General features: G+C 55.0%; 23 protein-coding genes and 3 tRNA genes. 4 read left to right on the top strand and 22 right to left on the bottom strand.

Annotated features, from left to right (window positions below):
* Nucleotides 1-2: 2 nt before the first annotated feature.
* From F3J31_RS16055 to F3J31_RS15980, 16 genes are all read right to left on the bottom strand, one after another.
* Nucleotides 3-476, bottom strand: a complete 474-nt coding sequence (locus F3J31_RS16055; RefSeq protein WP_167214090.1) for a hypothetical protein — start codon at nt 474-476, stop codon at nt 3-5.
* Between the two features lies 1 nt (nt 477).
* Nucleotides 478-1218: a winged helix-turn-helix domain-containing protein gene (locus tag F3J31_RS16050; protein ID WP_167214087.1), complete on the bottom strand. Its 741-nt coding sequence runs from the start codon at nt 1216-1218 to the stop codon at nt 478-480.
* A 127-nt stretch (nt 1219-1345) separates the two neighbouring features.
* Nucleotides 1346-2302, bottom strand: coding sequence for a spore coat protein U domain-containing protein (locus F3J31_RS16045; protein WP_167214085.1), 957 nt, complete (start codon nt 2300-2302; stop codon nt 1346-1348).
* On the bottom strand, nt 2293-4581 hold the full coding sequence (locus F3J31_RS16040; RefSeq protein ID WP_240152768.1) for a fimbria/pilus outer membrane usher protein: 2289 nt from the start codon (nt 4579-4581) through the stop codon (nt 2293-2295). The genes F3J31_RS16045 and F3J31_RS16040 overlap by 10 nt, the downstream gene beginning before the upstream one ends.
* Nucleotides 4502-5278, bottom strand: coding sequence for a molecular chaperone (locus tag F3J31_RS16035; RefSeq protein ID WP_167214083.1), 777 nt, complete (start codon nt 5276-5278; stop codon nt 4502-4504). The genes F3J31_RS16040 and F3J31_RS16035 overlap by 80 nt, the downstream gene beginning before the upstream one ends.
* 2 nt (nt 5279-5280) lie before the next feature.
* On the bottom strand, nt 5281-5775 hold the full coding sequence (locus tag F3J31_RS16030) for a spore coat protein U domain-containing protein (protein WP_045907722.1): 495 nt from the start codon (nt 5773-5775) through the stop codon (nt 5281-5283).
* Between the two features lie 178 nt (nt 5776-5953).
* Nucleotides 5954-6592, bottom strand: coding sequence for an EAL domain-containing protein (locus F3J31_RS16025; RefSeq protein ID WP_167214080.1), 639 nt, complete (start codon nt 6590-6592; stop codon nt 5954-5956).
* Between the two features lie 180 nt (nt 6593-6772).
* Entirely contained in the window at nt 6773-9064 is a 2292-nt protein-coding gene (opgB, locus tag F3J31_RS16020; protein ID WP_167214077.1) for a phosphatidylglycerol--membrane-oligosaccharide glycerophosphotransferase, read from the bottom strand.
* Nucleotides 9065-9334: 270 nt separating this feature from the next.
* Nucleotides 9335-9817: a DUF2501 domain-containing protein gene (locus F3J31_RS16015; protein ID WP_024908282.1), complete on the bottom strand. Its 483-nt coding sequence runs from the start codon at nt 9815-9817 to the stop codon at nt 9335-9337.
* Nucleotides 9818-9900: 83 nt separating this feature from the next.
* Nucleotides 9901-10638 carry a DNA replication protein DnaC gene (dnaC, locus tag F3J31_RS16010; protein WP_008502094.1) on the bottom strand — a complete coding sequence of 246 codons (738 nt, stop codon included), beginning with the start codon at nt 10636-10638 and terminating at the stop codon, nt 9901-9903.
* Entirely contained in the window at nt 10635-11180 is a 546-nt protein-coding gene (gene dnaT, locus F3J31_RS16005; protein ID WP_048225551.1) for a primosomal protein DnaT, read from the bottom strand. The genes dnaC and dnaT overlap by 4 nt, the downstream gene beginning before the upstream one ends.
* Nucleotides 11181-11328: 148 nt before the next feature.
* Nucleotides 11329-11757: an organic hydroperoxide resistance protein gene (locus tag F3J31_RS16000; protein WP_167214075.1), complete on the bottom strand. Its 429-nt coding sequence runs from the start codon at nt 11755-11757 to the stop codon at nt 11329-11331.
* Between the two features lie 84 nt (nt 11758-11841).
* Nucleotides 11842-12294 (bottom strand): MarR family transcriptional regulator, encoded by a 453-nt coding sequence (locus F3J31_RS15995; protein WP_023293337.1) that lies wholly within the window; start codon nt 12292-12294, stop codon nt 11842-11844.
* A 41-nt stretch (nt 12295-12335) separates the two neighbouring features.
* On the bottom strand, nt 12336-12977 hold the full coding sequence (locus F3J31_RS15990; protein ID WP_008502090.1) for a TetR family transcriptional regulator: 642 nt from the start codon (nt 12975-12977) through the stop codon (nt 12336-12338).
* Between the two features lie 67 nt (nt 12978-13044).
* Nucleotides 13045-13518, bottom strand: coding sequence for a threonine/serine exporter (locus F3J31_RS15985; protein WP_045907727.1), 474 nt, complete (start codon nt 13516-13518; stop codon nt 13045-13047).
* The gene (locus F3J31_RS15980) at nt 13509-14285 is read right to left on the bottom strand and encodes a threonine/serine exporter ThrE family protein (RefSeq protein WP_167214072.1); all 777 of its coding nucleotides are present in this window, start codon (nt 14283-14285) and stop codon (nt 13509-13511) included. Before F3J31_RS15980 ends, F3J31_RS15985 begins: the two co-directional genes overlap by 10 nt.
* 408 nt (nt 14286-14693) lie before the next feature.
* Here F3J31_RS15980 and F3J31_RS15975 point away from each other — a divergent pair, with 408 nt between their 5' ends.
* Together F3J31_RS15975 and bglJ are read left to right on the top strand one after the other, a co-directional pair.
* Nucleotides 14694-15431 carry a response regulator transcription factor gene (locus F3J31_RS15975; protein WP_167214069.1) on the top strand — a complete coding sequence of 246 codons (738 nt, stop codon included), beginning with the start codon at nt 14694-14696 and terminating at the stop codon, nt 15429-15431.
* Nucleotides 15428-16063, top strand: a complete 636-nt coding sequence (gene bglJ, locus F3J31_RS15970) for a DNA-binding transcriptional activator BglJ (protein ID WP_063620702.1) — start codon at nt 15428-15430, stop codon at nt 16061-16063. The genes F3J31_RS15975 and bglJ overlap by 4 nt, the downstream gene beginning before the upstream one ends.
* Before the next feature lie 38 nt (nt 16064-16101).
* Here bglJ and F3J31_RS15965 read toward each other — a convergent pair whose 3' ends face one another.
* Nucleotides 16102-16560, bottom strand: coding sequence for a YbaK/EbsC family protein (locus F3J31_RS15965; RefSeq protein WP_008502085.1), 459 nt, complete (start codon nt 16558-16560; stop codon nt 16102-16104).
* Between the two features lie 328 nt (nt 16561-16888).
* Between F3J31_RS15965 and F3J31_RS15960 the strand changes: the two genes are divergently transcribed.
* Nucleotides 16889-18235: a PTS sugar transporter subunit IIC gene (locus tag F3J31_RS15960; protein WP_045907731.1), complete on the top strand. Its 1347-nt coding sequence runs from the start codon at nt 16889-16891 to the stop codon at nt 18233-18235.
* Between the two features lie 83 nt (nt 18236-18318).
* On the opposite strand, the gene fhuF is transcribed toward F3J31_RS15960, so the two are convergent.
* Both fhuF and F3J31_RS15950 read right to left on the bottom strand, forming a co-directional pair.
* Entirely contained in the window at nt 18319-19107 is a 789-nt protein-coding gene (fhuF, locus tag F3J31_RS15955) for a siderophore-iron reductase FhuF (protein ID WP_048225555.1), read from the bottom strand.
* A gap of 95 nt (nt 19108-19202) precedes the next feature.
* Nucleotides 19203-20267, bottom strand: a complete 1065-nt coding sequence (locus F3J31_RS15950; protein ID WP_045907733.1) for a GGDEF domain-containing protein — start codon at nt 20265-20267, stop codon at nt 19203-19205.
* 215 nt (nt 20268-20482) lie between these two features.
* Between F3J31_RS15950 and F3J31_RS15945 the strand changes: the two genes are divergently transcribed.
* Nucleotides 20483-20752 carry a DUF1435 domain-containing protein gene (locus tag F3J31_RS15945; protein WP_048028591.1) on the top strand — a complete coding sequence of 90 codons (270 nt, stop codon included), beginning with the start codon at nt 20483-20485 and terminating at the stop codon, nt 20750-20752.
* 38 nt (nt 20753-20790) lie between these two features.
* On the opposite strand, the gene F3J31_RS15940 is transcribed toward F3J31_RS15945, so the two are convergent.
* From F3J31_RS15940 to F3J31_RS15930, 3 genes are all read right to left on the bottom strand, one after another.
* Nucleotides 20791-20876, bottom strand: a tRNA-Leu gene (locus F3J31_RS15940).
* Between the two features lie 42 nt (nt 20877-20918).
* Nucleotides 20919-21005: transfer RNA gene (locus tag F3J31_RS15935), tRNA-Leu, on the bottom strand.
* A 28-nt stretch (nt 21006-21033) separates the two neighbouring features.
* Nucleotides 21034-21120, bottom strand: a tRNA-Leu gene (locus F3J31_RS15930).
* Nucleotides 21121-21214: the final 94 nt, after the last annotated feature.

Genomic DNA, 21214 nt, shown 5'->3' with positions numbered 1-21214 from the left:
CATTATTCCGAGCAGATCAGCACCGGCGAATAAAAATTGCTGATCACCAGCGCGTCTTCCGGCGTGCGCTCTATTGTCAGGAGCCTTTTATTGCCCAGCGTCAGGCCGGCAACGTATTTTTCAAAGACCCCGGGCGGCATGGCGTCATGGCTAAAACGCTCCACTTTTTGAATAACGATCTCATACAGTTCGCCTTCCACGTGACGCCATTTAAACATCTCCTGGCGGGAAACCTCCCAGCTGCGCGGGGCATTCACCACGCTGCCGTTAACCGTGATGTACCCCGTTTTGTCGGGATGAAAACGCATAATGATCTCACCGTCAAAGGTGAAATCGTGGCTGTCGCGCCGGTCGGAGAAGGTCAGGTTTCCGTCACAGGCCACCGACAGCGGGGGCGTGTAAAAGTACCACGCCAGCACGGTGCCCAGCAGCAGCAGGTTGAGGATCAGGATTAGCCAAACTTTTTTGTGTCTCATATCACCACTCGTAATAGTAAAGCGTACGACAGGCGCTGGCTTTACCCTGCGTGAGGGAACATTGGGAGAGCACCAGCCGCCCTTCGTGGCCGTAGAAAAGCGTTCTCTGAATGTGCATGTAGAAAATTGAATTTTTCAGGCACGGAAGATGGCCGTCCTTCTGAAGCGTTTGCGCCAGCGTAATCGCCTTCCCGTGAAACACGTCCGCCAGCGGCGTAAAGGTGTAGACCGGACAGGTGCCAATGTGCGTCAGCAGATGGATCTCCCGCTGTGAATTTTCCGGCTTGATGAGCGCGATCCAGAGGCATAGCGCAACGACGACCAGCGTGAGCGCGCCGCAGAACAGCCATTCCGGGCGAACGCGCAATGCAGGTTTCGCCGTTTCGGCGGTCGGCGGAGCCTCCTCCAGCGGAGTGACCGTGACGTCTGCGCTGAGCATAAAGCCCGTTTTCGGTACGGTAACGATAAACAGCGCGTCGGGAAGCAGGGTCGCCAGCATCTTGCGCAGAATGCTGATGTACTGGTTTAAGGAGTTGTTAGACCCCTGGAGCCCTCGACGATCCCAGACTTCCTGGAGAAAGGTTTCCCGTTCAACCACGTTCCCATGATGATGAACCAGCAGCTTCATGATGGTATTGGCCGTACAGGTGAGGAGCTGCGCATCCTCATCCGGCGCATTGATAAGAGAAACAGAACCGTCCTCGTCGTTGTAGACGATGGCGTCAGCAAGCAGGTATTTCATAAGTTCTTGTAATAAAAACAGAGATAAAAAATAAAAAGAGAAGGCCTACGCCTTGCCGGGCTGCATTGTTGGCTATTTTAACGCCACTGTTACCGATAACATTGATCCAGGCAGGATTTTGGGTGGTTTAATAAGTCAGCGTGATAATCACGTCATCAATAAATTCCCCGGTACCGGTTAGCGGCTGCGCCGGGACCTCGCCGTAAACGGTGTAGTTCTGGGTGCCGCCAGCGGGATTGGTGACCTGCAGCGCATCGCCGCTGCTTTGATCTCCCCAGCGTTGCGTGGCCGCCTCATCCTGCCAGAGCCCGTAGCGCAGGCACTGGCCCTCGCTGTTGCAGAGCTGCCGCTGGTTACCGCTGGCATGGTTGCCTTTGCCCATGGCAAGGGTGAGCGCGGTTCCGGCCGGACAGCGCGTGGTGAGGGTGGCGGTGGAACGCGTCGGACGCAGGGTCGCGGTGCTGGTCAGGGTGCCGAAGTTAAGGGGCGTCACGCGCTCGATGTAGCACCCCTGGCTGATTTCGGCCTGCGCGCTGGTGCCGCCCTGCACCTGCTCCCCCTCTGCGGAACCGTCCGAGCAGTTTTGCAGGGCATCCTGACGCAGGGCGCTGTGCCAGGCGATACGCAGATTCATGTTGTAGTTGTAATAGTGGTAGGCCGGAAGCTGGCTTTGCCCTGCCGGAATGGTAGCGATAAGCGGAAAGGTACCGCTGACGTTGGCATTGCTCTCCGCGGCCAGGGTTTGCTGAATCAGGTTCCCGTTGCTGGCAGGCCCCAGCTCTTGAGAGCGCGCTGCGCCGTTAAGCAGGCGGAAGAGGAGGGTGTACTGTTTCCCCTCCTGATCCCCCGGCGAGATCATCTCAAAGGGCGGGGCGTCTACGCTGCTGAGGCAGACGTTGAGATATTCCGTCCTGCCCTCGTTGTCGGCCTGGCAGCTAAACTTGACCTCGGTGTTGACGGAGGTGGTATTGCCCGCCACGACGTTGCCAAAGTTAATGGCGGGCATGGAGGTTATCCAGCAGGCTGCCGCCATCGCCTTCACGGACAGGGCGAGCAGCAATAATAACGGCGCTCTTAGTGACACAGTTGTTCTCCGATATTCTGTATAGATGACGCGGTACGCGGTGCCGGAAGCGTGACCCGGCACTCCCCCTCACCGGTCTTCACCACCAGCTCACCCGGCAGGGGCGGATCTTCAAGCCAGATAAAGCCGTCGCGTCCCACGATGGTGGCACCCTGCGGCGTTGACACAACGCTGCCCAGCGGGAGCGGCCTGCGTCGGCTGTCGACCAGCCGGGCCTGAACCGTGACGGCGTGATGGACGTTAAACTCGACTTTGACCGCGCTGCTGTTGCCCGGTCTGGCATGCATGTCGGTGACGGGGGCGATCACATCGGCGGGCAGATCGAGCGGGTTAATGCTGACCTTGCTATTGTGGTAGCGCGGCAGGTCGGTCAGCAGGAGATAACCGTCCTCATCCGTTTCACCGGCCGGGCGGTTTTCCAGCATCACCGGTACGTGCCCAACACCGTGCGTGGAGACCAGCGCCATGCCCTGCTGGATGTAGCGCAGCGCGTGCAGGCTGCCGTCGAGCAGCGTCAGACTACCTTCGGCGGAGGCGTACTGGTTGCCCTGGCTGGCACCTTGCTGCAGCCCAACGTGCCATTCGCCCGCGCGGCCCAGATAGCCTACGTCCGCATATTTTTCACGTCGTTCGCCAAAGCCCTGGCCCAACTCCCATGACCAGCCGCCGGCCTCATCGTCCGGCTGGTGGCGGTAATCCATGCGCGGCGTATCCCGGCTGGCCTGAGCGGAGAGCGTGTCCTCGCGACCCAATGGGACGGAAAACAGCAGTTGAACGTGACTCGACGCATCCGTAAACGAGCGGGTGTAGCTCAGCGTGGTGGAGATGTGTGCCGGCAGCGACACCGACCAGGAGGCGTTGAGGTAACGCTCTGTGCTGCCCTGAATGTTCTGCTGTACCCAGCCCGCGCCCACGGTACCGAAGTGGGGGATGGACTGGCTTACCCACACGCTGTCGCTGCGCCTGACGGGCGCGGCACCGCTCATGCGGGCGTTGTCGGCGAAATCCGCCTCGGTTCGGACGGTGCTGGCAGAAATGCCCGTTCCTCTGCCGTTCCACTGCCAGCCGAGGCCCCACTGAACGCCCTGACCGTAAGGGCTGTCGCTCACGGCAACGTGCTGGCTGAGCACCCCTACGGCGGGGGAAACCAGCCAGTCAGCACCCGTGCCCACGTTGTGCAGCCTGCGCTGCTGCTCCGTATGCAGCGCCAGCGTCAGGTGATTATTCACTCCATAGCGCCAGCCTGCGTCCAGCAGCGGCGAGGCGGCATAGTCGTCGGAGTGCAGGGCGTAGTTTTCGCGCATCCAGCCGATGTCCAGCGAACCGCTGCTGAGCCCTTCCGCCAGCATGCCCGGCGCGCCGTAGAGATCGAGCTGTACGGTGCGACGCTGGCCGTTGATATCGGTAATCACCACCTCCGCCTGCCCGCTTCCGGTGAAGGAAGGCAGGGTATCCAGCAGAAAGTCTCCCGGCGTGACGCGCTGGCTGCTCTGCTTAAGGCCGTCGATATACAAATCGACTGTGGAAGGCAGTACGGCGGTGTCGCTGTAGCGACTGCGCGGTTCGGTATTGAGCTGGGGATTGAGTTCAAAGTTACGTGCCCAGTGCAGCCCGCCAAAGCGCACCTGTCGGCTCCAGCGGGTGCCGGTGGTGACGCTGTCGCCCAGCGCCAGCGTGGTCAGCGAGTCGGTGTTATCCCACTGCCAGCGGGTTTCGAGACGCGTGTGGGTCGGTCGACCGGCGCTGTTCTCCTCCCCGGCATGGCTTGAAAAACTGCTGCTGAACGTTCCGGGCAGCCCGCCGGACGCGGTCAGCATGGTCTGGGCGTTGAGCTGGCGCTTCCCCTGCACGTCGCTGGCGTAGAGCGCGTATCCGAGCGTATAGGCGCTGACGGGCTGCGCATCAGGATAGCGGTACATCGGCGTGGGCTTCGAGACGGTCAGATGCTGCTGGCCTTCGAGCGCGTCGGCCTCTGCGGTAATCGACACCTGCTGGGACAGCACGTCGAGATTGACCTTCAGGCCCGGCAGGGAGGTCAGCTCAACCCACCCGGCGCGATCCTCCGGGGCGTGAAGCCCCAGCTTTTTCATGTCGCTGCGGCTTATCCATAGCGCATTATCCACCACCCGGCAGGCCCAGAGCTCGCCTCGCGGGGCGTGGTTCACGGTAATGGCCAGCCATTGCACGGTGTCGGCGGGGTCAGTCCGGGCTGACAGCATGAGCGGTAGCCAAAACAGGAGCGCGAGAAGCGAGCGGGCGCAGAGGTATCTGGCTGGCATGATGGTCATCATTGAGATAGACGCGCAGCGCGCTGAGCGCGTGACGTGTGGGCTGCTTGAGCGATAAAAGGGCGGTTTGTCCCGGGAGCACATAGCCCGCCAGGCCTTTAATCGACCCTACAACTTTCCCATCGGCCGTCAGGGCCTCAAGGTGGCTCAGGCGGATGTGGCGGTTTCCGGCGTTAAAGCAGCGGAGAGTGGCCGGTATGTCTGCCTGCTCACAGCTCAGGGCATCGTGGCTGACGGGCGCGCTCTGGTTCCCGGCAATAAACACCGGAATCGAGTAGCGCAGCAGGAAGTGTACCGCGGAGGGGTTGGCGGCACGGGACGCGGCGTCCGGCAGTTCGTCGATGACCAGCCGGTAACTTTGCTCCTGCGCACGGTTGCCGGGCTGCATGACGATAATGCGCACCAGCTGCTGCTGGCCCGGCGCCAGTGATGTCATCGCCGGGCTGCTGACCACCTCCCCGGTGGCCACCAGCACATCTTTACCGTTTTTTTGCGTCCATTCGTATACCCGAATCTGCGCATGGATAGCCGCTTTCCCACTGTTAGTGAGATAGACCGCCGCTGCCCGCTGGTCGCTCTGCAGATCGAGCGTTACCGGGGCCACCTGAAGCGTGGCGGCCAGCGCGTAGCGCGACAGCAGCGCCAGCATCATGAGCCACAAAATGAAGCAGGGAAGGTAACGACGCACGATCAGTACTCCAGTTTTAACGTGATATCGTCGCTGTAGTTCCCTGCCTGGGCGGTTGTCAGCGCCCCGGCGTCAATGACGCCATACAGCGTTTCCTCCTGTTCCGCACCGTTGCCGGTATCGTCCAGGCCATTCGTGCCGGTGATTTGCGTCTGTTTGCCTTCGTCAGCAAAGAGCTTCCACGCAATCTTCTGCGCGCCCGTTTCGCCATTTTCCGGCTTCAGCCAGAAGGTACCGTTTTCGCCGTCGTTGCTGGTGGCGGTGAGGGTGAACGGCGTGCCGTTGGTACAGACGATATCGACCTGCGTTTTGGCCTGGATTTCACTCGACTCATCGGAGCCGTGACGCGAGAAGTTGAGGTCGTTGGCTTTGAGGGTGCACGACTTCACGACCTCAAGTGAGACGTGCATCGTCGCGCTTGCGGTACTGTCTGCGGCGATCGCAGCAGCAGGAAGCAGGAGAGCGGAACAACATACAACGGTGGGAATAATTTTCATGATCTTATTTCCTGACGTAAGTAACAGTGCAATTACAAAGCGAATGACTGAGCGTCCAGCAGGCAGCGTTTTTGATGGCATTCCGCCAGGTTGTGGCAGCAAAAAGTGGGGCAAGGCCATAAGCAGGCGTTGCCGCGCAGAACGATGACCCGATCGCCAGCATTCGGAATGAAAGGGGTCATTTTCTCCCCCACAGATAGCCCTGGCCGTAATCGGCTGCGCTGGCGCGGGCCAGCGCGAAATCACCCGCGGTTTCGATGCCTTCGATCAGCACCTTGCTGGCGACGCGCTTGCACTCGCGGGTGAGATGCAGAAACTTCGCCTGCTCGGTCCGTCCGTTCCAGAAGGTATGTTTGTCAATTTTGATGCCGCAGAAGCGGATCTGGCTGGTCAGCAGGTCGGGAAGAAGGTCTTCGCAGACATCGTCTGCCCACACTTCTACCCCCCACTGATGGAGCGTCGCGATGCATTTTTGCAGCACCCGGCTTTGCGTATCGTCGAGTTGGACCATCGTATGGAGATCGGTGATCTCGATAGCAAGTCTCTCCGGGCACGGGGTTTCTTCTTTTAGCCTGTCGAGGAAGTCCGTTTCCAGCAGTAAATCCGATGTCGCATTGAGATAATACTTGTCGCCATCCTTGCAAAACATGGCGTGACGAAGCTGCGCAAAGAAGTGCGCTTTACGCTGCGTCGCCGACATCGAGCCAAAGTAATCTTCAAGATTGACGTTGGGCTTTGCCGTGGACAATACCTCCCAGGCAACCACATTTTCACTGCGCAGTGCCCGGATGGATTCGAACTTATAGCCGGTTAGCATGATAAACGTGCGTAACGCTCCGTGGTGATTTCAGGAGCTGCACATTTTATGGATTTGGTTTTTGGCAGGATATTGATAGATAAAAATGGCTTATATAAAGTGTTTTTATCTAATTTATAAGAATTATATAGGATTATTTATTTTCATAAGCGCCCGGCAGAACGCCGGGCGCGACGTGCATTAACCCGCTTTGCTGATGATTTTGATTTCGACCATGCCGATCCCCAGCTCACGCGGTGAGTGACCAAGGATATTCCCCTCGTTCGTGGACTGCGGGTCCGGCGGCACGATGACCAGGGTATTGCTGCGTGAAGGATTCTCAAAATGCAGCGTGTGCGTGCTCACGTCGTTTCCAAGCGTTAACGTCTGCTCCCGATCGCCCACGCGCACGGGGACGGGCTTGTTAGCATTCGGCCCATAGGCCCTGGCGGTGATCACCAGGTCGAACTGTTCCGGCAGGGGATGGGTGTACTCAATTTTCACCTCATTGCCCAGCTGCGCGTTGGACCAGCGTCCCCAGGACTCTGGCCGCGAGATGCCACTAAACTGCTTCACTTCTTCCGGCGCGCCAGCCACGTTAAAGATAAAGCTGTCCGCTTTGTAGCGAATATCGTTGTCGACGATTTTCAGCATATCGACGTTACGCTGATAGCGCGCGGTATCAATCACCGTATCGTTGAAGGCGGTTTTGCCTTTCCAGTTTGCCTTATCCACGTGCTGCACGGTTTGCTCGCCGCCGAGCTGGCCCTGAGAAACGCACCAGTCGGTAGAGAGCGCCAGCGGCTGCGACCAGAGCTGGCCCATTTTGTAGCACCGGTCGACCCAGACGAAGTTATCGCGTGGCGCAAAATCGGCCAGCTGATAGCGCAGCGGCGCGGAATACTCGCTTTCTGGCAGCGGCTCAACGCGACCCTCCGACACGCGTACCAGCAGCGGCAGGCGGAAGTTGCTGCCCGAGAAGGCAATGGTGTTTTTATCCCGATCGACGGTGAAGTCCTTCATCTCTTTCGGGAAGTTCCACAGGCGGATGATGTCGGGCTTCCAGGCGAGGATTTTTTCCTTCATGTTGAGGAACACTTCCGACAGGGATTGCCCCGACAGCGTGCTGCGGCCCAGGCCAATAAAGTTGTCGCCGCCCAGGATGTCCAGCACGGTGGCGCCGTTATCCATGGAGTTGCGTTTGGTGGCGATCTCCTCCTGCTGCGGCTGGTCGCCGCGCAGGACGAAGAACAGATTGCTGCGATCCTGCTTGTTGAGCTGGTCCCACGCGCTGTTTTTCATCGCCAGGTGATCGGACGAGACGACGATGACGGTGTTTTTAAACCAGGGCGAGGCTTTGATTTTCTCGACCAGCGCGGCAATGTGCTCCTGACTGCAGGTGACGGCGCTAAATGATTTATTGTTTTTACCATCAATGTCATAGCTTTTGCGCTTGCAGGTGCGCGAGACAAACCCGTCCGGATGGTGGGTGTCCACCGTCAGCGCAAAGAGAGAGAAACGCTTGCCCGCGCGGGACAGCTCCTCGAATTTCTTCCAGGTTTCGTCGAGTACCGTATCGTCATAGAAGCCCCAGTCGTTGCGGTAGCTCGGATCGGCAACCGTCGTTTTTAACTCTTCTGAGCCATACAGATGGTCAAAACCGTGGGATTTCAGGAACACATCTTTTCCGGCGAAGCGCAGGTTTGCTCCCTGCACAAAATAGTTTTCGTAGCCGGAGTTTTTCAGGATATCGCCGAGGCAAATATTCTGCGGGAAGAAGGTCGACATGGAGGCTGAGGCGTTACCTTCAAAAGGCGCGAACAGCGGGATACCACACTGGGAGGCAACCATACCGGCAATCGTGTAATCCGTACCGGGCAGCTGCATGGTGTGGCTGAAATCGAGACCTTCATTTTTCAGCGCACCCAGATCTGGCGTCAGGTTCGGGAAGGCATCGTTATCAAAGTACGTACGCTCCAGACTTTCACCGTAGATATAGACCAGATTGAGCGTCGGGTTAGCGATCGTTTTCGACGGCTCTTTGTAGTAAGCCGCGAAATCCGGATCGCCGTCGCGCGACTGGGATTTCACCAGTTCGGTGATCTGATGGAACGCCGGGCTGGCGTCGACGGAGGCCAGCGCCAGGAATAACGCCAGCAGGCTGTAGCCATGATGGTGCGGATGATGGCGACGTCGACGCAGCACCCAGGCCAGCGCGCCAAAAATGGTGACCAGTGCAACGACAAGGCCGAGCCCCGGCAGAATGTACTTGCTTACACCCGCGCCCGTCAGGCTGTTTGTCAGCGTGTAGAGCACCGCATCGTTAATGCCGTCACCGGTAAAGTAATCGCTGGCGTATAAGGTAATGTTTAAAATAATAAAAATGCCGAGCACCACCAGCGTGGCGATAAACCACCAGGTATGACGGCCGGCTTTCCAGGCGTAAACGCCGACAGAAGCCAGAAAAAGGATAAGAGACAGGAATTCAGACAACAGCATATCCTCGTGACGCCAGATGCTTCGCTGGCTAACTGTTTATTTTTTGGGTCATACAATGTAATTGCGATGTCGTTAAGCTGCAATTTTAGTGTCACGAAAGTGTGCTGTTGTTAGGATTTGGTTTAGAAAATCGTTTTTATGAAGACGTGCACATCCTGACAAACGGACGCTGAGACGGTGGCAGGCAGGAAAAACGCTCATTTAGCGCCGCGCTGCAAGACTATCGCATTAAACGCGGCGTGTTGTGGCAGAAAATGGGGTGGATCAGGAGATGAAATTAACGCCTTGTTTCAGCACCAGATCGCAGGCTTTGGTTTTCACCTGTTTGGCCAGAGAAGAGTTGCCGAGGGTGCTCAGGTTAAGCTGCTGACCGTTCTGCGCGTTAAGCAGGCCCTGAATGCCGTCCATATAGTTGGTGTCCGCTTTTTGCTCCTGGGTATCCAGACCCAGTTTACCCAGCACCTGGTTTTTCACGTTTTGCGCGTCGGTCACGGAGGCCAGCTTTTGCTTCGCGCAATATTCCAGAATCCCCGCCGCGTTGTTCATCGTGCCCGCGCTCAGGCTCTGACCGCTGTTGCCCAGCAGGCTGGTGAGGGAAGAGGCGGAGAGTCCGCCCTGCGTGCTGCTGCTCTCTTTGGTCAGCTCGTTTGCTGCGCTTGACAGGGACTCCTGCCAGGACGCCGCCTGCGCTGCACCGGTTACCAGCAGCGCACCTAAAAAGGTGCTGATTAGAATCTGTTTTTTCATCATGGCTCTCTCAAAAAGGTCCGTTTTGGGCCGAAGGGGTTCCAGTATATACCTGCGACCTGTCGGCGATTCCTGGAACTGTCTTAATACTCTTTCCCGGTGACGCGGCTACGGTAACTGTCCCAGTCGAAGATGACATACAGGCTGTTGCCCAGCTTCATGCGGTCCATGACGCGTTCCCCCAGCAAGCGGGTCATCTCGTCGATGTTGTGGTTTGTCAGCATGCCGGTGGGGCGTTTGGATGAGGAGCGGCGATCGACAATCTGGTTAATGATCACCTTTTCATAGCGGGATTCCGTCTGAACGCCAATCTCGTCGATGACCAGCAGGTCGACATTACTCAGATCGTTAAGCAGCTGTTCTTCACTGGTTTCGCGGTTGCTGAAGGTGTCTTTCATCGCGGACATGATATCGGCCACGGTGATGATCAGGACCGATTTACCGCGCAGAAGCAGCTCGTTGCAGATGGCGGCAGCCAGGTGGTTTTTGCCGGTGCCCGGCTTGCCGCTAAAGATGAAGCTGGCGATATTGCCGTCGAATTCATCCACGTACTGCCGCGCGGCGGCCAGCGCGTTCATCTGCCCGGTGGTCTCAATTTTATAATTATCGAACGAGCAGTTCTGGTGCAGGGGACGAATTCCGGAACGGTTAAAGGTGCGCTGCATTTTCATCGCCCGATTTTCGCGGGCAAGCGCGGCGGCGCGGATCTTACCTTGCTCTTTTTGCCACGCCAGCAGCTCTTCACCGGTGGTGAAAGCAGGCTTCACGTTGGCAGGCATCATTTTTTGCAGACGTTTCATCAGGTCGCCGACGTTCTTCATTTCGCACCTCGGAATCCGCTGGGGATCTGTTTATCCGGTTCTGAAAACGCATTGATATCACGTTTTGGCTGGCCGTTGTTGCCGGCGCGGGTAATCTGGAGATGACGCGCGAGCTTTTGCTGCCACTGAATATGGGTGAACACTTTCCCTTCCGCCTGCCACCAGGCGGTAAACGCGGCAAGCTCTTCCGCGGTGGCGGGTTGGGTTAACGCAATGCCCCACAGCGCGGCCTGCCGCTGAAAATCTGCATCCGGCTGCCAGCCTGCATAGAGGGCAAATTTACCCATCGGAACGGTCACTGGAACGTTAACCGGTTCATCAAAGAACTGGTTATCCAGCGTGACATCGCTTGCCGGGCGTGACAATTGCGCTTCGATCTCCAGAAGCTGTGCCAGACGTTCCGGTGTGATTGCGTAAAACGCTGGCGCGTTGTCGGCAAAAACCGCAACCGTGCCCCCTTCGGCGTGGGTCAATACACCGCGAGGGTCGCGCATAAAGGCATCAATACCAGCAATGCTGGTGGTCAGAATTCTGGAGGACATAACGCTTACTCTACTGATGACTACGGGCGTGATATGGGCTTATGGTAGCACAGAGAGGGGAAAGGGAAGGAGGGGATTTCCCCGGCGGCGCTGCGCTGACCGGGGCTACAGTTGTAGGCCTGATAAGCGCAGCGCCATCAGGCCGTTATCACGCGATGATGTTCAGCGTGACGTCGATGTTGCCGCGGGTTGCATTAGAGTACGGGCAAACAATGTGCGCCGCATCGACCAGCTTTTTAGCTTCCGCAGGATCCATACCTTCAACATGGATGTTCAGTTTTGCTTCAATACCAAAACCGGTAGGCAGCGGGCCAATACCCACTTCGCCTTCAATAAAAGCATCTTTAGGCAGGGTAAATTTGTCGCGAGCGGCCACGAATTTCATCGCGCCCAGGAAGCAGGCAGAGTAGCCCGCGGCAAACAGCTGCTCAGGGTTTGTCACGTCTCCCCCCATGCCGCCCATCTCTTTTGGCACACCCAGTTTGACGTCCAGTATGCCATCGGAGGAGGTGGCACGACCGTCACGGCCACCGGTGGCTTTTGCTTTGGCGGTATAAACAACTTTTTCTAAAGACATGGCAGGTTCCTCATCTTGTTTTAACGTGTGCTATTAAATAGCGTGCGATATATATGGGTAAATAATCACGCGTAAAGTATAGCGTTACGCGCGGTGTAGCTGTTGTCGCAAAAGTTCGAGCTGCTGTTTGAGCGCCAGCAGGGTGTCAGTATCACACTGCGCTGCGCACCCCACCGCATGAGGGATACCCAAAGCCTGCTGCTGGAGCTCACGTCCCGCTTCACTCAGGGTGACGGCGACCTGACGTTCGTCTTTGCGTGAACGGTGGCGGTTGATGAGCCCGGCGCTTTCCAGACGCTTCAACAGCGGCGTCAGGGTCGCAGAGTCAAGAAACAGCCGTTCACCGATGTCCGACACCGTCATATCATCCTGCTCCCACAGCACCAGCATCACCAGATATTGTGGATAGGTCAGGTTCAGCGGTGCCAGCAACTGCCGGTACAGCTTGTTAAGCGCCAGATTTGCCGAATAGAGGGCAAAGCAGAGCTGGTTATCCAGCTTGAGCGCAGCGGTTGCATCGTTCGTTTTCGCGTTCATGAGATGAATATAGGTAGTGTACGATTTAATTGCAAGCAATTTTATGGGCAGGTGTAACGGAGCGCCACCTGAACGGCCATTTTGCGGTAGTGCTGGCGCTGAGCCTGCTCGTCTGCGCCTTCTTCAAACAGCAGCGTAAAGGTGTAGCTGTTGGCAACGTAGTGAAAGCTGAAGCTGCTTATCAGACGATGAAGATCGCGGGCGTCAACCGTCTCACTGAAAAGCTGTTTTTCTTTCCCCCGGCGCAGGATCTCCTCCAGCAGGTCGAGCGCGCTGCGGTTGACCTGGCGGAGATAGCTCGACTGCTGCATAAAGCGGCCGCGCTGCATGTTTTCCATGCAGATAATCCGGATGTAGTCAGGGTGGTCGGCATGATAGTCAAAGGTGGCTTCAACCAGATTGACCAGCGCTTCGACCGGGGGCATTCCCGTCAGGCTTAGCGCTTTTTCACTGGCGCGAATCTGGGTGTAAACATGTTCCAGTACCAGGAGATAGAGGTTCTCTTTATTCTTGAAATGGTAAACCACCATGCGTTTGGTGGTGCCCGCTTTCTCTGCAATCTGCTCCATCCGTGCACCGTTCAATCCATACTCGGCAAAAAGCGCGATGGCGCTCTGAAAGATTTTTTCTTTCAGGCTGGATTCTTCACTGTGCTCGGGGTGTTCGCTGCCAGGGTTAGCCACATCCTTTCCTTATTTTCACCAAACGGACCAGACGGATTATCTCCACGGCAGCGAAATAACACAAATATCAAACGCGTGGGCGTTTGCGGTATAGCCACAGGCCGGGGATCGACAGCCCGATGGAGAGCGCGCCGACGATGGATGACGCCTTAAGAAAGTTGCTCAGGAGGAGGATCATCTGAGGCTCGGTATAGCCGAAATGGCTGATTTTCACCGCGGAAATCATTGCGGTATAGGCCGATATGCCCGGGAACATCGGGATCACTGCGGCAACGGTGAACACTTTGGGATGTGCCAGGTACCAGCGCGACCACTGAATGCCGATACTGCCGACCAGCATGGAGGCCATAAATGTCGACCATTCGATGTTAAAACCCGCCGTCATCATCACCATGCGTGATCCATGGCCAATCGCGCCCAGCAGGGCACACCAAGGCAGAGCGCGTTGCGGGACGTTAAATACCATCGCGAATCCGATGGCCGGAATCGCGGCCAGAAGCATGTCCTGCGCCAGCGCCAGCAGAAAATCGATCACGCCCATCCGCGTAGCCCCCAGAGTGTCATGGCCATGACCACGCCGATGCAGGTCGCCAGCGTCAGCAGGCTGGCGATCGCCCAGCGTGCCAGACCGGTATTGATGTGCCCTTTAAACATGTCGGCGACAGCGTTGATCAACGGAAAGCCCGGAACCAGCAGAAGCACGCTGGCGGCCATGGCAACGGTCGGGGTGTTGGCAAACTGCGGCAGACGCAGCAGCAGGCCAGAAACCGTGGTGGCGACAAATGCGGTAATGCAGAAGTTAATTTGCGGATGCAGCTGCCGATGCGTCAGCATCTGGCGAACATACATGGCGATACTGCTGGCGAAAAAGGTGATGATTGCTCCGTCCCATCCGCCTTTGTTGAGCTTACAAAAGCAGGCGCACGAGAGTCCTACCATCAACACAACGAGCCAGCGCGGATAACGTAATGGCTTGATCTGGTTGAATCGTTTTTCAATCTCCCTGAGATCGAGAAGCTTATGTTCAGCGAGGATGACAATGTGCTGCACTTCGGTCACGACGTGCATGTTTATGCCGCGGTCATGGTTTTTGCGCGTGGAGGTCAGGCACTGACCGTCTTTGATCGTGGTCAGCACAATGGCATTGGATGAGATGGCACTTTCGACGCTGTCCATCCCTAGCGCCAGCCCCAGCCGGGTGGAAAGCTCCTCAACCAGCGCGCTTTCCGCGCCGTGCTGGAGCAGAAAAAGACCGCACTGAATACATAGCCGCGTGATAGCACGCTGCGTTGACCGCTCTGCCTGCATGTCGTGTCCTGAAAAAGATGGAGAGGTTGCCGGTTAGCCCATAATGAGTACTTTTAGCACAAAGTGCAGTCCCTCTTGCTGTGGGCCAGATCAAGGTTTGTGCAAACAGTGGCAGGCGGTGTCGTGAAAGGGGGCGGGATTAATTTATTAATGCCGTGAATTATTAATATCAAAATATAAAATATTTGTATTTAGTTATTCTAATTTTAAATTGTCGTTATTTTAATGACTCCACAATTAAATTTTATTTCGCTTTGTGAGATATTACTGCTGTTTAGGCATTTCTTAAACTAAGCATACATCTCATCTTCTGCTTGTATTAACCAGTCTTACACTCAGGGACGAAATAGTCATACGTTGATGTGTTTTAACGTTACTCATCAAATGAAAAATGGACACGGAGGGTCTATGTTGTCATTGCATGGTAAGCATGGCGTTGTCATTAGCCGGATACCCGTGATGCAAAACGGGTTAGGGGGCGTGATGGCACGTCATTTCCCCGATTTTGAATTGAGCTATTGCCGCTCATTGCAGGAATTAACGCTGCTCCAGTTACGCCGCGCGGACGTCATTATTGCCGATATTTCAGGCGAATACAGGAATCCTCGGGGTGCGCTTGAAGAATATTACAGTTTATTGAATCAATACCGGGACATTCACTGGATCTTTTTAGTCTCGCGTCCGCTTTACCCTATTGCGGTTGAGTTACTTATGCGCCCGGAAAGTACGTTGCTTTCTGATATGGAACCCATTGAAGGCGTGGTTAACGCGATTCGGGCAGGGAGTGAGCGGGCAGAGCGGATAAGCCAGACGTTATTAACCCCGGAGCCTCAGGGCGCGGAGGATGAAAACGAACAGGTTATCGCGCTTACGCACTCCGAACGTAAGGTCCTGCGTCTGTTAGGGAAAGGATGGGGGATTAACCAAATCGCCACATTGCTTAAGAAGAGCAATAAAACCATCAGTGCGCAGAAAAACAGTGCGATGCGACGGCTTTCATTACGCAGCAATGCGGATATGTACGCCTGGATCAACAGTACACAGGGAATGAGAGAGCTGAGTTTGTTGTCAGCCTATGGAGAGTTCGAGGAATGGAAAAAACCGATTCAACAAGACATATCGCCATCATCGAAAGTTGCACGATGACGGCTGTCGGGCTACAGCATCTTTTTGCGATGCCCGGCCTGAGCCATTATCAGCTACACCTGTTTAGTGAATTTGACAGCTTTAAGAATGCACTTCGTCACGTTAATTTTTTCTCGCTGATCTATTCCCTTTCCGATGCGCGAGAGGAGCGCCGTAACTGCCTGGCGCACCTGCGGGACCTTGCGTTTACGCACGGCCATATCCAGCGCATCATTTTGGTTTCTGACGAGATGGAAGCACGGCTAATTAGCCATCTTTCACCATCACGCCTGCACGGTGTCGTCAGTAAATCGGTGACGCTTGAGCATCTGCAGAAGGAACTCGTGGAGTTGCTGAGCGAAACGCTGCGTATCAATGACAATATGCTGAATCACTGGTACCGGAGCCAAAACAGGATGCTGAGCCCCACAGAACGGGCAATATTGCGTTATATGTCCTGCGGGTATTCCATCCCTGAAATCGCGGCACATCTTGAACGGAATATTAAGACCATCCGGGCACATAAGTTTAATGCGATGGTGAAACTGGGCGTGAATTCAGACGTAGGGTTACTCGATGCGGCAGATATTATTACGCATCTTCCTGCAAGAGAGCCGCAATGTTTGACTCTCCTCACGCCCACCTTTTTATAAACCGTTTTTTGCGCGCCAGATACGCTCTGGCGCGTCAATCAGATACAGACATCCACCCATTTTGCGGAAGTCAGCTCTGCCATTCTGTCAGGTGAAATGCGCACAGCGCTGTGAATTGCGCCTGCGGCAGGCAGCACTTCGGCGTACTGCTTTAAAGAGATATCGCAATATACCGCGAGCGGGTTTTCCAGCCCGAACGGGCATACGCCGCCAACGGGATGACCGGTGATGGTCACCACTTCATCACTGCTGAGCATGCGCGCTTTCGCACCAAACGTGTCTTTCAGCTTTTTGTTATCCAGACGCGCATCGCCTTTCGCCACGACCAGAATCACCTCATTTTTAACCTTGAGTGACAGGGTCTTGGCGATTTGTCCCGGCTCGACACGATGGGCGGCAGCAGCCAACGCAACGGTAGCAGTACTTTGACTAAGCTCAATAACGTCTATATCCGGCGCGTTGTCGGCAAAAAACTGCTGTACAGACTGCAAACTCATTGTTTCCTCCTGACAAATATCCTGCGTAATCTGTCATAAGAAATTATGCTCTGTAAATATCTCTTAAGTAACAAATATCCCAAACGGCTGATTTCTGGATCCTCTTCACAATCACAGAAACCGGTTACAGTAACCGGTTGCAGAGCGGGAAGCGTAGATTAATACTGAGTACGTAACGTCCCCTGTATCCAATAATAAGAGCCAAATATGAAACCATTTCGTCTGAGCAGTACCGCTGGTTGGCAAGCCAGCAAGGTTGTGAAGCTGATGTATGGAACAACGTGCGGCGCGTATGTGCCCGTAACAAACGTCTGACAGGAGATCTGCCATGTCTGCCAACCATGCTGCGTTTAACCTGATATTCCGTTTCGTCGAAAATTACGTCAGCCCGATAGCCGGGCGGATCTCTTCCCAGCGTCATGTTATGGCTATTCGTGACGGGTTCATCTCCGCGATGCCATTTATGATTGTGGGTTCGTTTTTGTTAGTGTTCGCTTACCCACCTTTTTCGCCTGATACCACCTGGGGTTTCGCCCGCGCCTGGCTGGATATGGCGAAGCAGTTTGAAGGCCAAATCCTGACGCCGTTTGATATGACAATGGGCATTATGTCCATTTATATCTGTGCGGCGATTGCCTATAACCTTGGCAAACACTACGTCAAATCTCATCAGCTGGACCCGTTTATGTGCGCCATGCTGTCGCTGATGGCGTTTCTGCTGGTCGCGGCACCCAAAACCAAAGGCACGCTCCCTGTCGACAGTCTGGGGGGAACGGGCATTTTTACCGCGATTCTGGTGGCGATTTACTGTGTTGAGATGATGCGTTTCCTCAAAGCGCATAACATCGGCATTCGACTGCCGGACCAGGTCCCGCCGATGATCAAAAACTCTTTTGATCTGCTGATCCCGGTGCTGGTGGTGGTGGTGACCCTCTATCCTCTGAGCCTGGTGATTCAGTCTCAGTTCGGCATGCTGATCCCGCAGGCCATTATGTCGGTCTTTAAACCTCTGGTTTCCGCGGCGGATTCCCTGCCTGCGATCCTGCTGGCCGTGTTGATTGGTCATCTGCTGTGGTTCGCCGGGATCCACGGCGCCGCCATCGTCTCCGGAATGTTGCAGATGTTCTGGCTGACTAACCTGGGCGCTAACCAGACCGCACTGGCCGCCAGCCAGCCTCTGCCGCATATCTTCATGGAGGCGTTCTGGACGTTCTTTATCGTGATTGGCGGGTCGGGCGCCACGATGGGGCTGGTGATTTGCTATCTGCGCAGTCGTTCAGCGCATTTACGCTCTATTGGCCGTTTGAGCGTGGTTCCCAGCTTCTTTAACATCAACGAGCCGGTCATTTTCGGTACACCGATTGTAATGAATCCGGTGTTCTTTATTCCGTTCCTGCTGGCACCGATGGTCAACGCCGTGCTGGCGTGGGCGGCGATGACGTTTGATTTGATTGGGCGCGTCATCTCGGTCGTTCCCTGGACGGCACCGGCGCCGATAGGCGCAGCGTGGGCCCTGGGCTGGGACTTCCGCGCGGCTATTCTGGTTGTGGTTCTGGCCTGCGTATCGGCGATCATCTACTTCCCGTTCTTCAAAGTGTATGAGAAGCAGCTGCTGGAGCAGGAAGCGGAAGAAGCGCAGCGTAGCGCGGAAGAGGACAATCAACAGGTGGCATAGGTAAAAAAAAAACGGCAACGCAGGTTGCCGTTTTTAGTTTTTGTAGGCCCGGTAAGCGAAGCGCCACCGGGCAATTCACTGCTCTACTTCAGCGTGCAATCCCCACACTGCTTAACGTCCGGCAGGCGATAACGCTGGCAGCAGGTGCGGCGAACCAGAAGCCCGTCACGGAGTACAACGGTGCGGAATAGCGGGTTGTCACGGCCATCGGAAAGCTGCCTGGCAAAGAAACAGGACTGACGCAGGGCCTCAACGTTCTCATCACCGAGCAGCGGCTTCATTTCCGTTAAATACCAGTGGATTAAATAGCCCGTATTGCTCCAGATAAGCTTCCCGTTAATCTCTCCCGTCGCTTCCAGCGCTTCCACCACCGGGATCAGAGTCTGAGTGATGAGCTGCTCCATACGTTCCTGAGCCGTCAGGCGTTCAGCGCTATGGTCTTCGTGGAGATCAATCCAGAAGCAGGCAGCACGTCCGGTTTCGTGAAACTCAACATGGAAATTATCCGGCGAGAGTTCCAGCATGCTCTTCTGTGTTAACAGCGCCAGCATGAGCGGCGGCACCATCAACCCGATATACCACTGCGCCCAGAGAGAGAGCAGGGGTTTATTTTCCCGCGTAAGGGTGGGTTGATTGCGATAGATATGGTCGGAATAGGTGGCCAGCAGCGATTGCAGCTTTGACGGCTGTCGCCACTCTGAGAGTGTCATCGCGTGGGACGGGGGCGCTTCATCAAGCCGGATAAAATCCAGCAGGTGGGCGCGCGTTTCCGCAATTTTGTCCCGTATCGCATCTGCAAGCGAAGCATTCCCGCTGGTGAGCGGCGCTCGCCAGAGGAGAGGTTCGACGATGTGTGCAGTATGCGTGGCCATAGTATAGATAGAAATCTAAATGATAATGATTGCCAATCCTAACTATTGCTCATACCAATGGCAAGACTTTTGTCCGGGTTACATCGTCGTTATGTCTACGCCGTCTGAATCTCTTCACTTAACAGAATGTTATTGCGTCCCATATGCTTTGCTTCATAGAGGGCTTTGTCCGCTTTTTCCAGCGCGCCTTCCACGTCTTCATCCTCGAAAATGGCGATACCAATGCTGATGGTGACGTTTGTCGCGACGCTTTCGTTAAACAGATGCGGGATTTTCAAATCATAGACTTTCTGACGGATCCGCTCGGCCGTCTGGCGGGCGTGTTCGAGTGAAATGTTGGTCAGCAGCACCATAAACTCTTCCCCACCAAAACGCGCCACAATATCGCGAGAACGCACGGCATCGCGGATTGCCGCAGAGACGCGCTTCAGCGCCTGGTCGCCCATCATATGGCCGTAATGGTCGTTATAGGCTTTGAAGTGGTCGATATCCATCAGCAGAACAAAGTGCTCGCCATTTTCTACCGTGGGCAGATTCTCCAGACGGCTTTGCAGACCGCGACGATTATAGAGCCCGGTAAGCGGGTCCATCATGCTGAGATCGGTAAGGGTTTCTCGTTCTTCCAGAAGGCGAGAGAGCAGCTCCTGAGCGAAACGGTCGTTGCGTCTTTGCAAAATGTTATGAATAGCAATTGCCACCACAGGAAGTGCGAAAGAATAGGTCATTCTCAGCCATATATCGTGATCGCTTAACCACAGGCAGACAATAAAGGTGGGCAGTGAATGCAGCGTAAAGGCTTTGATATTACTGGCGAACGCCAGCGTGCCGATAAAAAGCACCGTTAAAAGCGCGATTAACAAATACGTCGCATGATCGTGGGTAATTAAGGCGAATTTGGAGACAATTTGCCAGGCCCACAAAATACCGAAGATCCCTGAAACGACAGGAATATTTATCTTCCGCGCGCGCTTTCTCCAGTGCCAGATGAACAGGCCGGTACTGATGGAGAAAATAGCAATCAGAGGGGCGGAAAACAGGCGTACAGAATTGAGCGGGTTTGTTACCGAGAACACTGCCGAGGTTGCGTTCAGAAATAAAAATAAACGTAACGATAATTGATATTTTCTGTGAACCAAAGACCGCCAGGATTGTGATGTCATAGTCGTGTGTTTTTATTAAAATTTAATTAAAACAAATAAATAGATGTCGTTTCGCAATAAAATATGCAAAAAGCGCAAAGAGTAATTATCAGAAAATCTTTAGACGTTGTTAACAGGTGCGCAATTTATCACCTTAGGCAATTCCTGTCATTACGGGAAAGGTAAAGGTCGATGGATTTTGATTCATTCAGCTGACAAATGATAATCTCTGTCATATGATATTGGTTATCATTATCGTTGAAAGAGGGCAGATCATGTTGAACAGGGCGCTGGGCAGCGGTTGGGGGGTATTGCTACCGGGAGCCATTCTCGGCGGTTTGACGTTTGCCGATCTCTCTCTTGATACCTGGAAAGCCATCATTGTGTCAGGACTGTTAGTCACGTCAGGCATGATCTGGCATAAGCAACTACGTCACTTTGTTTTACTGCCATCGTGTGTCGCGCTGGTCAGCGGAATTCTGGTGATACTGATGAGTTTGAAATAACAGGGAAAAGAAGATATTCAGAGGGAGTGTAAGATAATTGGTGCGAGGGGGGGGACTCGAACCCCCACATCCTAAGGACACTAACACCTGAAGCTAGCGCGTCTACCAATTCCGCCACCTTCGCACAGTCATCTTACTTTTTATTGCTATGTTGATATCGCCTCGTTGGTGCGAGGGGGGGGACTCGAACCCCCACATCCGTAAGGACACTAACACCTGAAGCTAGCGCGTCTACCAATTCCGCCACCTTCGCCCAGTGCGAGCAATATCATCGTGATTTATGGTGCGAGGGGGGGGACTCGAACCCCCACATCCGTAAGGACACTAACACCTGAAGCTAGCGCGTCTACCAATTCCGCCACCTTCGCATACCATCGATACTGTAAAAGTATCGTAACCACGGAGGCGCATTCTAGATGTTTTCAGCTTTACGTCAACAGAAAAGTGCGCGTGATGCCTTGA

The organism is Enterobacter sp. Acro-832 (assembly GCF_011752745.1).
GTDB classification, from domain to species: Bacteria; Pseudomonadota; Gammaproteobacteria; order Enterobacterales; family Enterobacteriaceae; genus Enterobacter; species Enterobacter quasiroggenkampii.
Note: the sequence above shows the minus strand (reverse complement) of the source record. Positions and strands in the feature narration are given on the sequence as shown.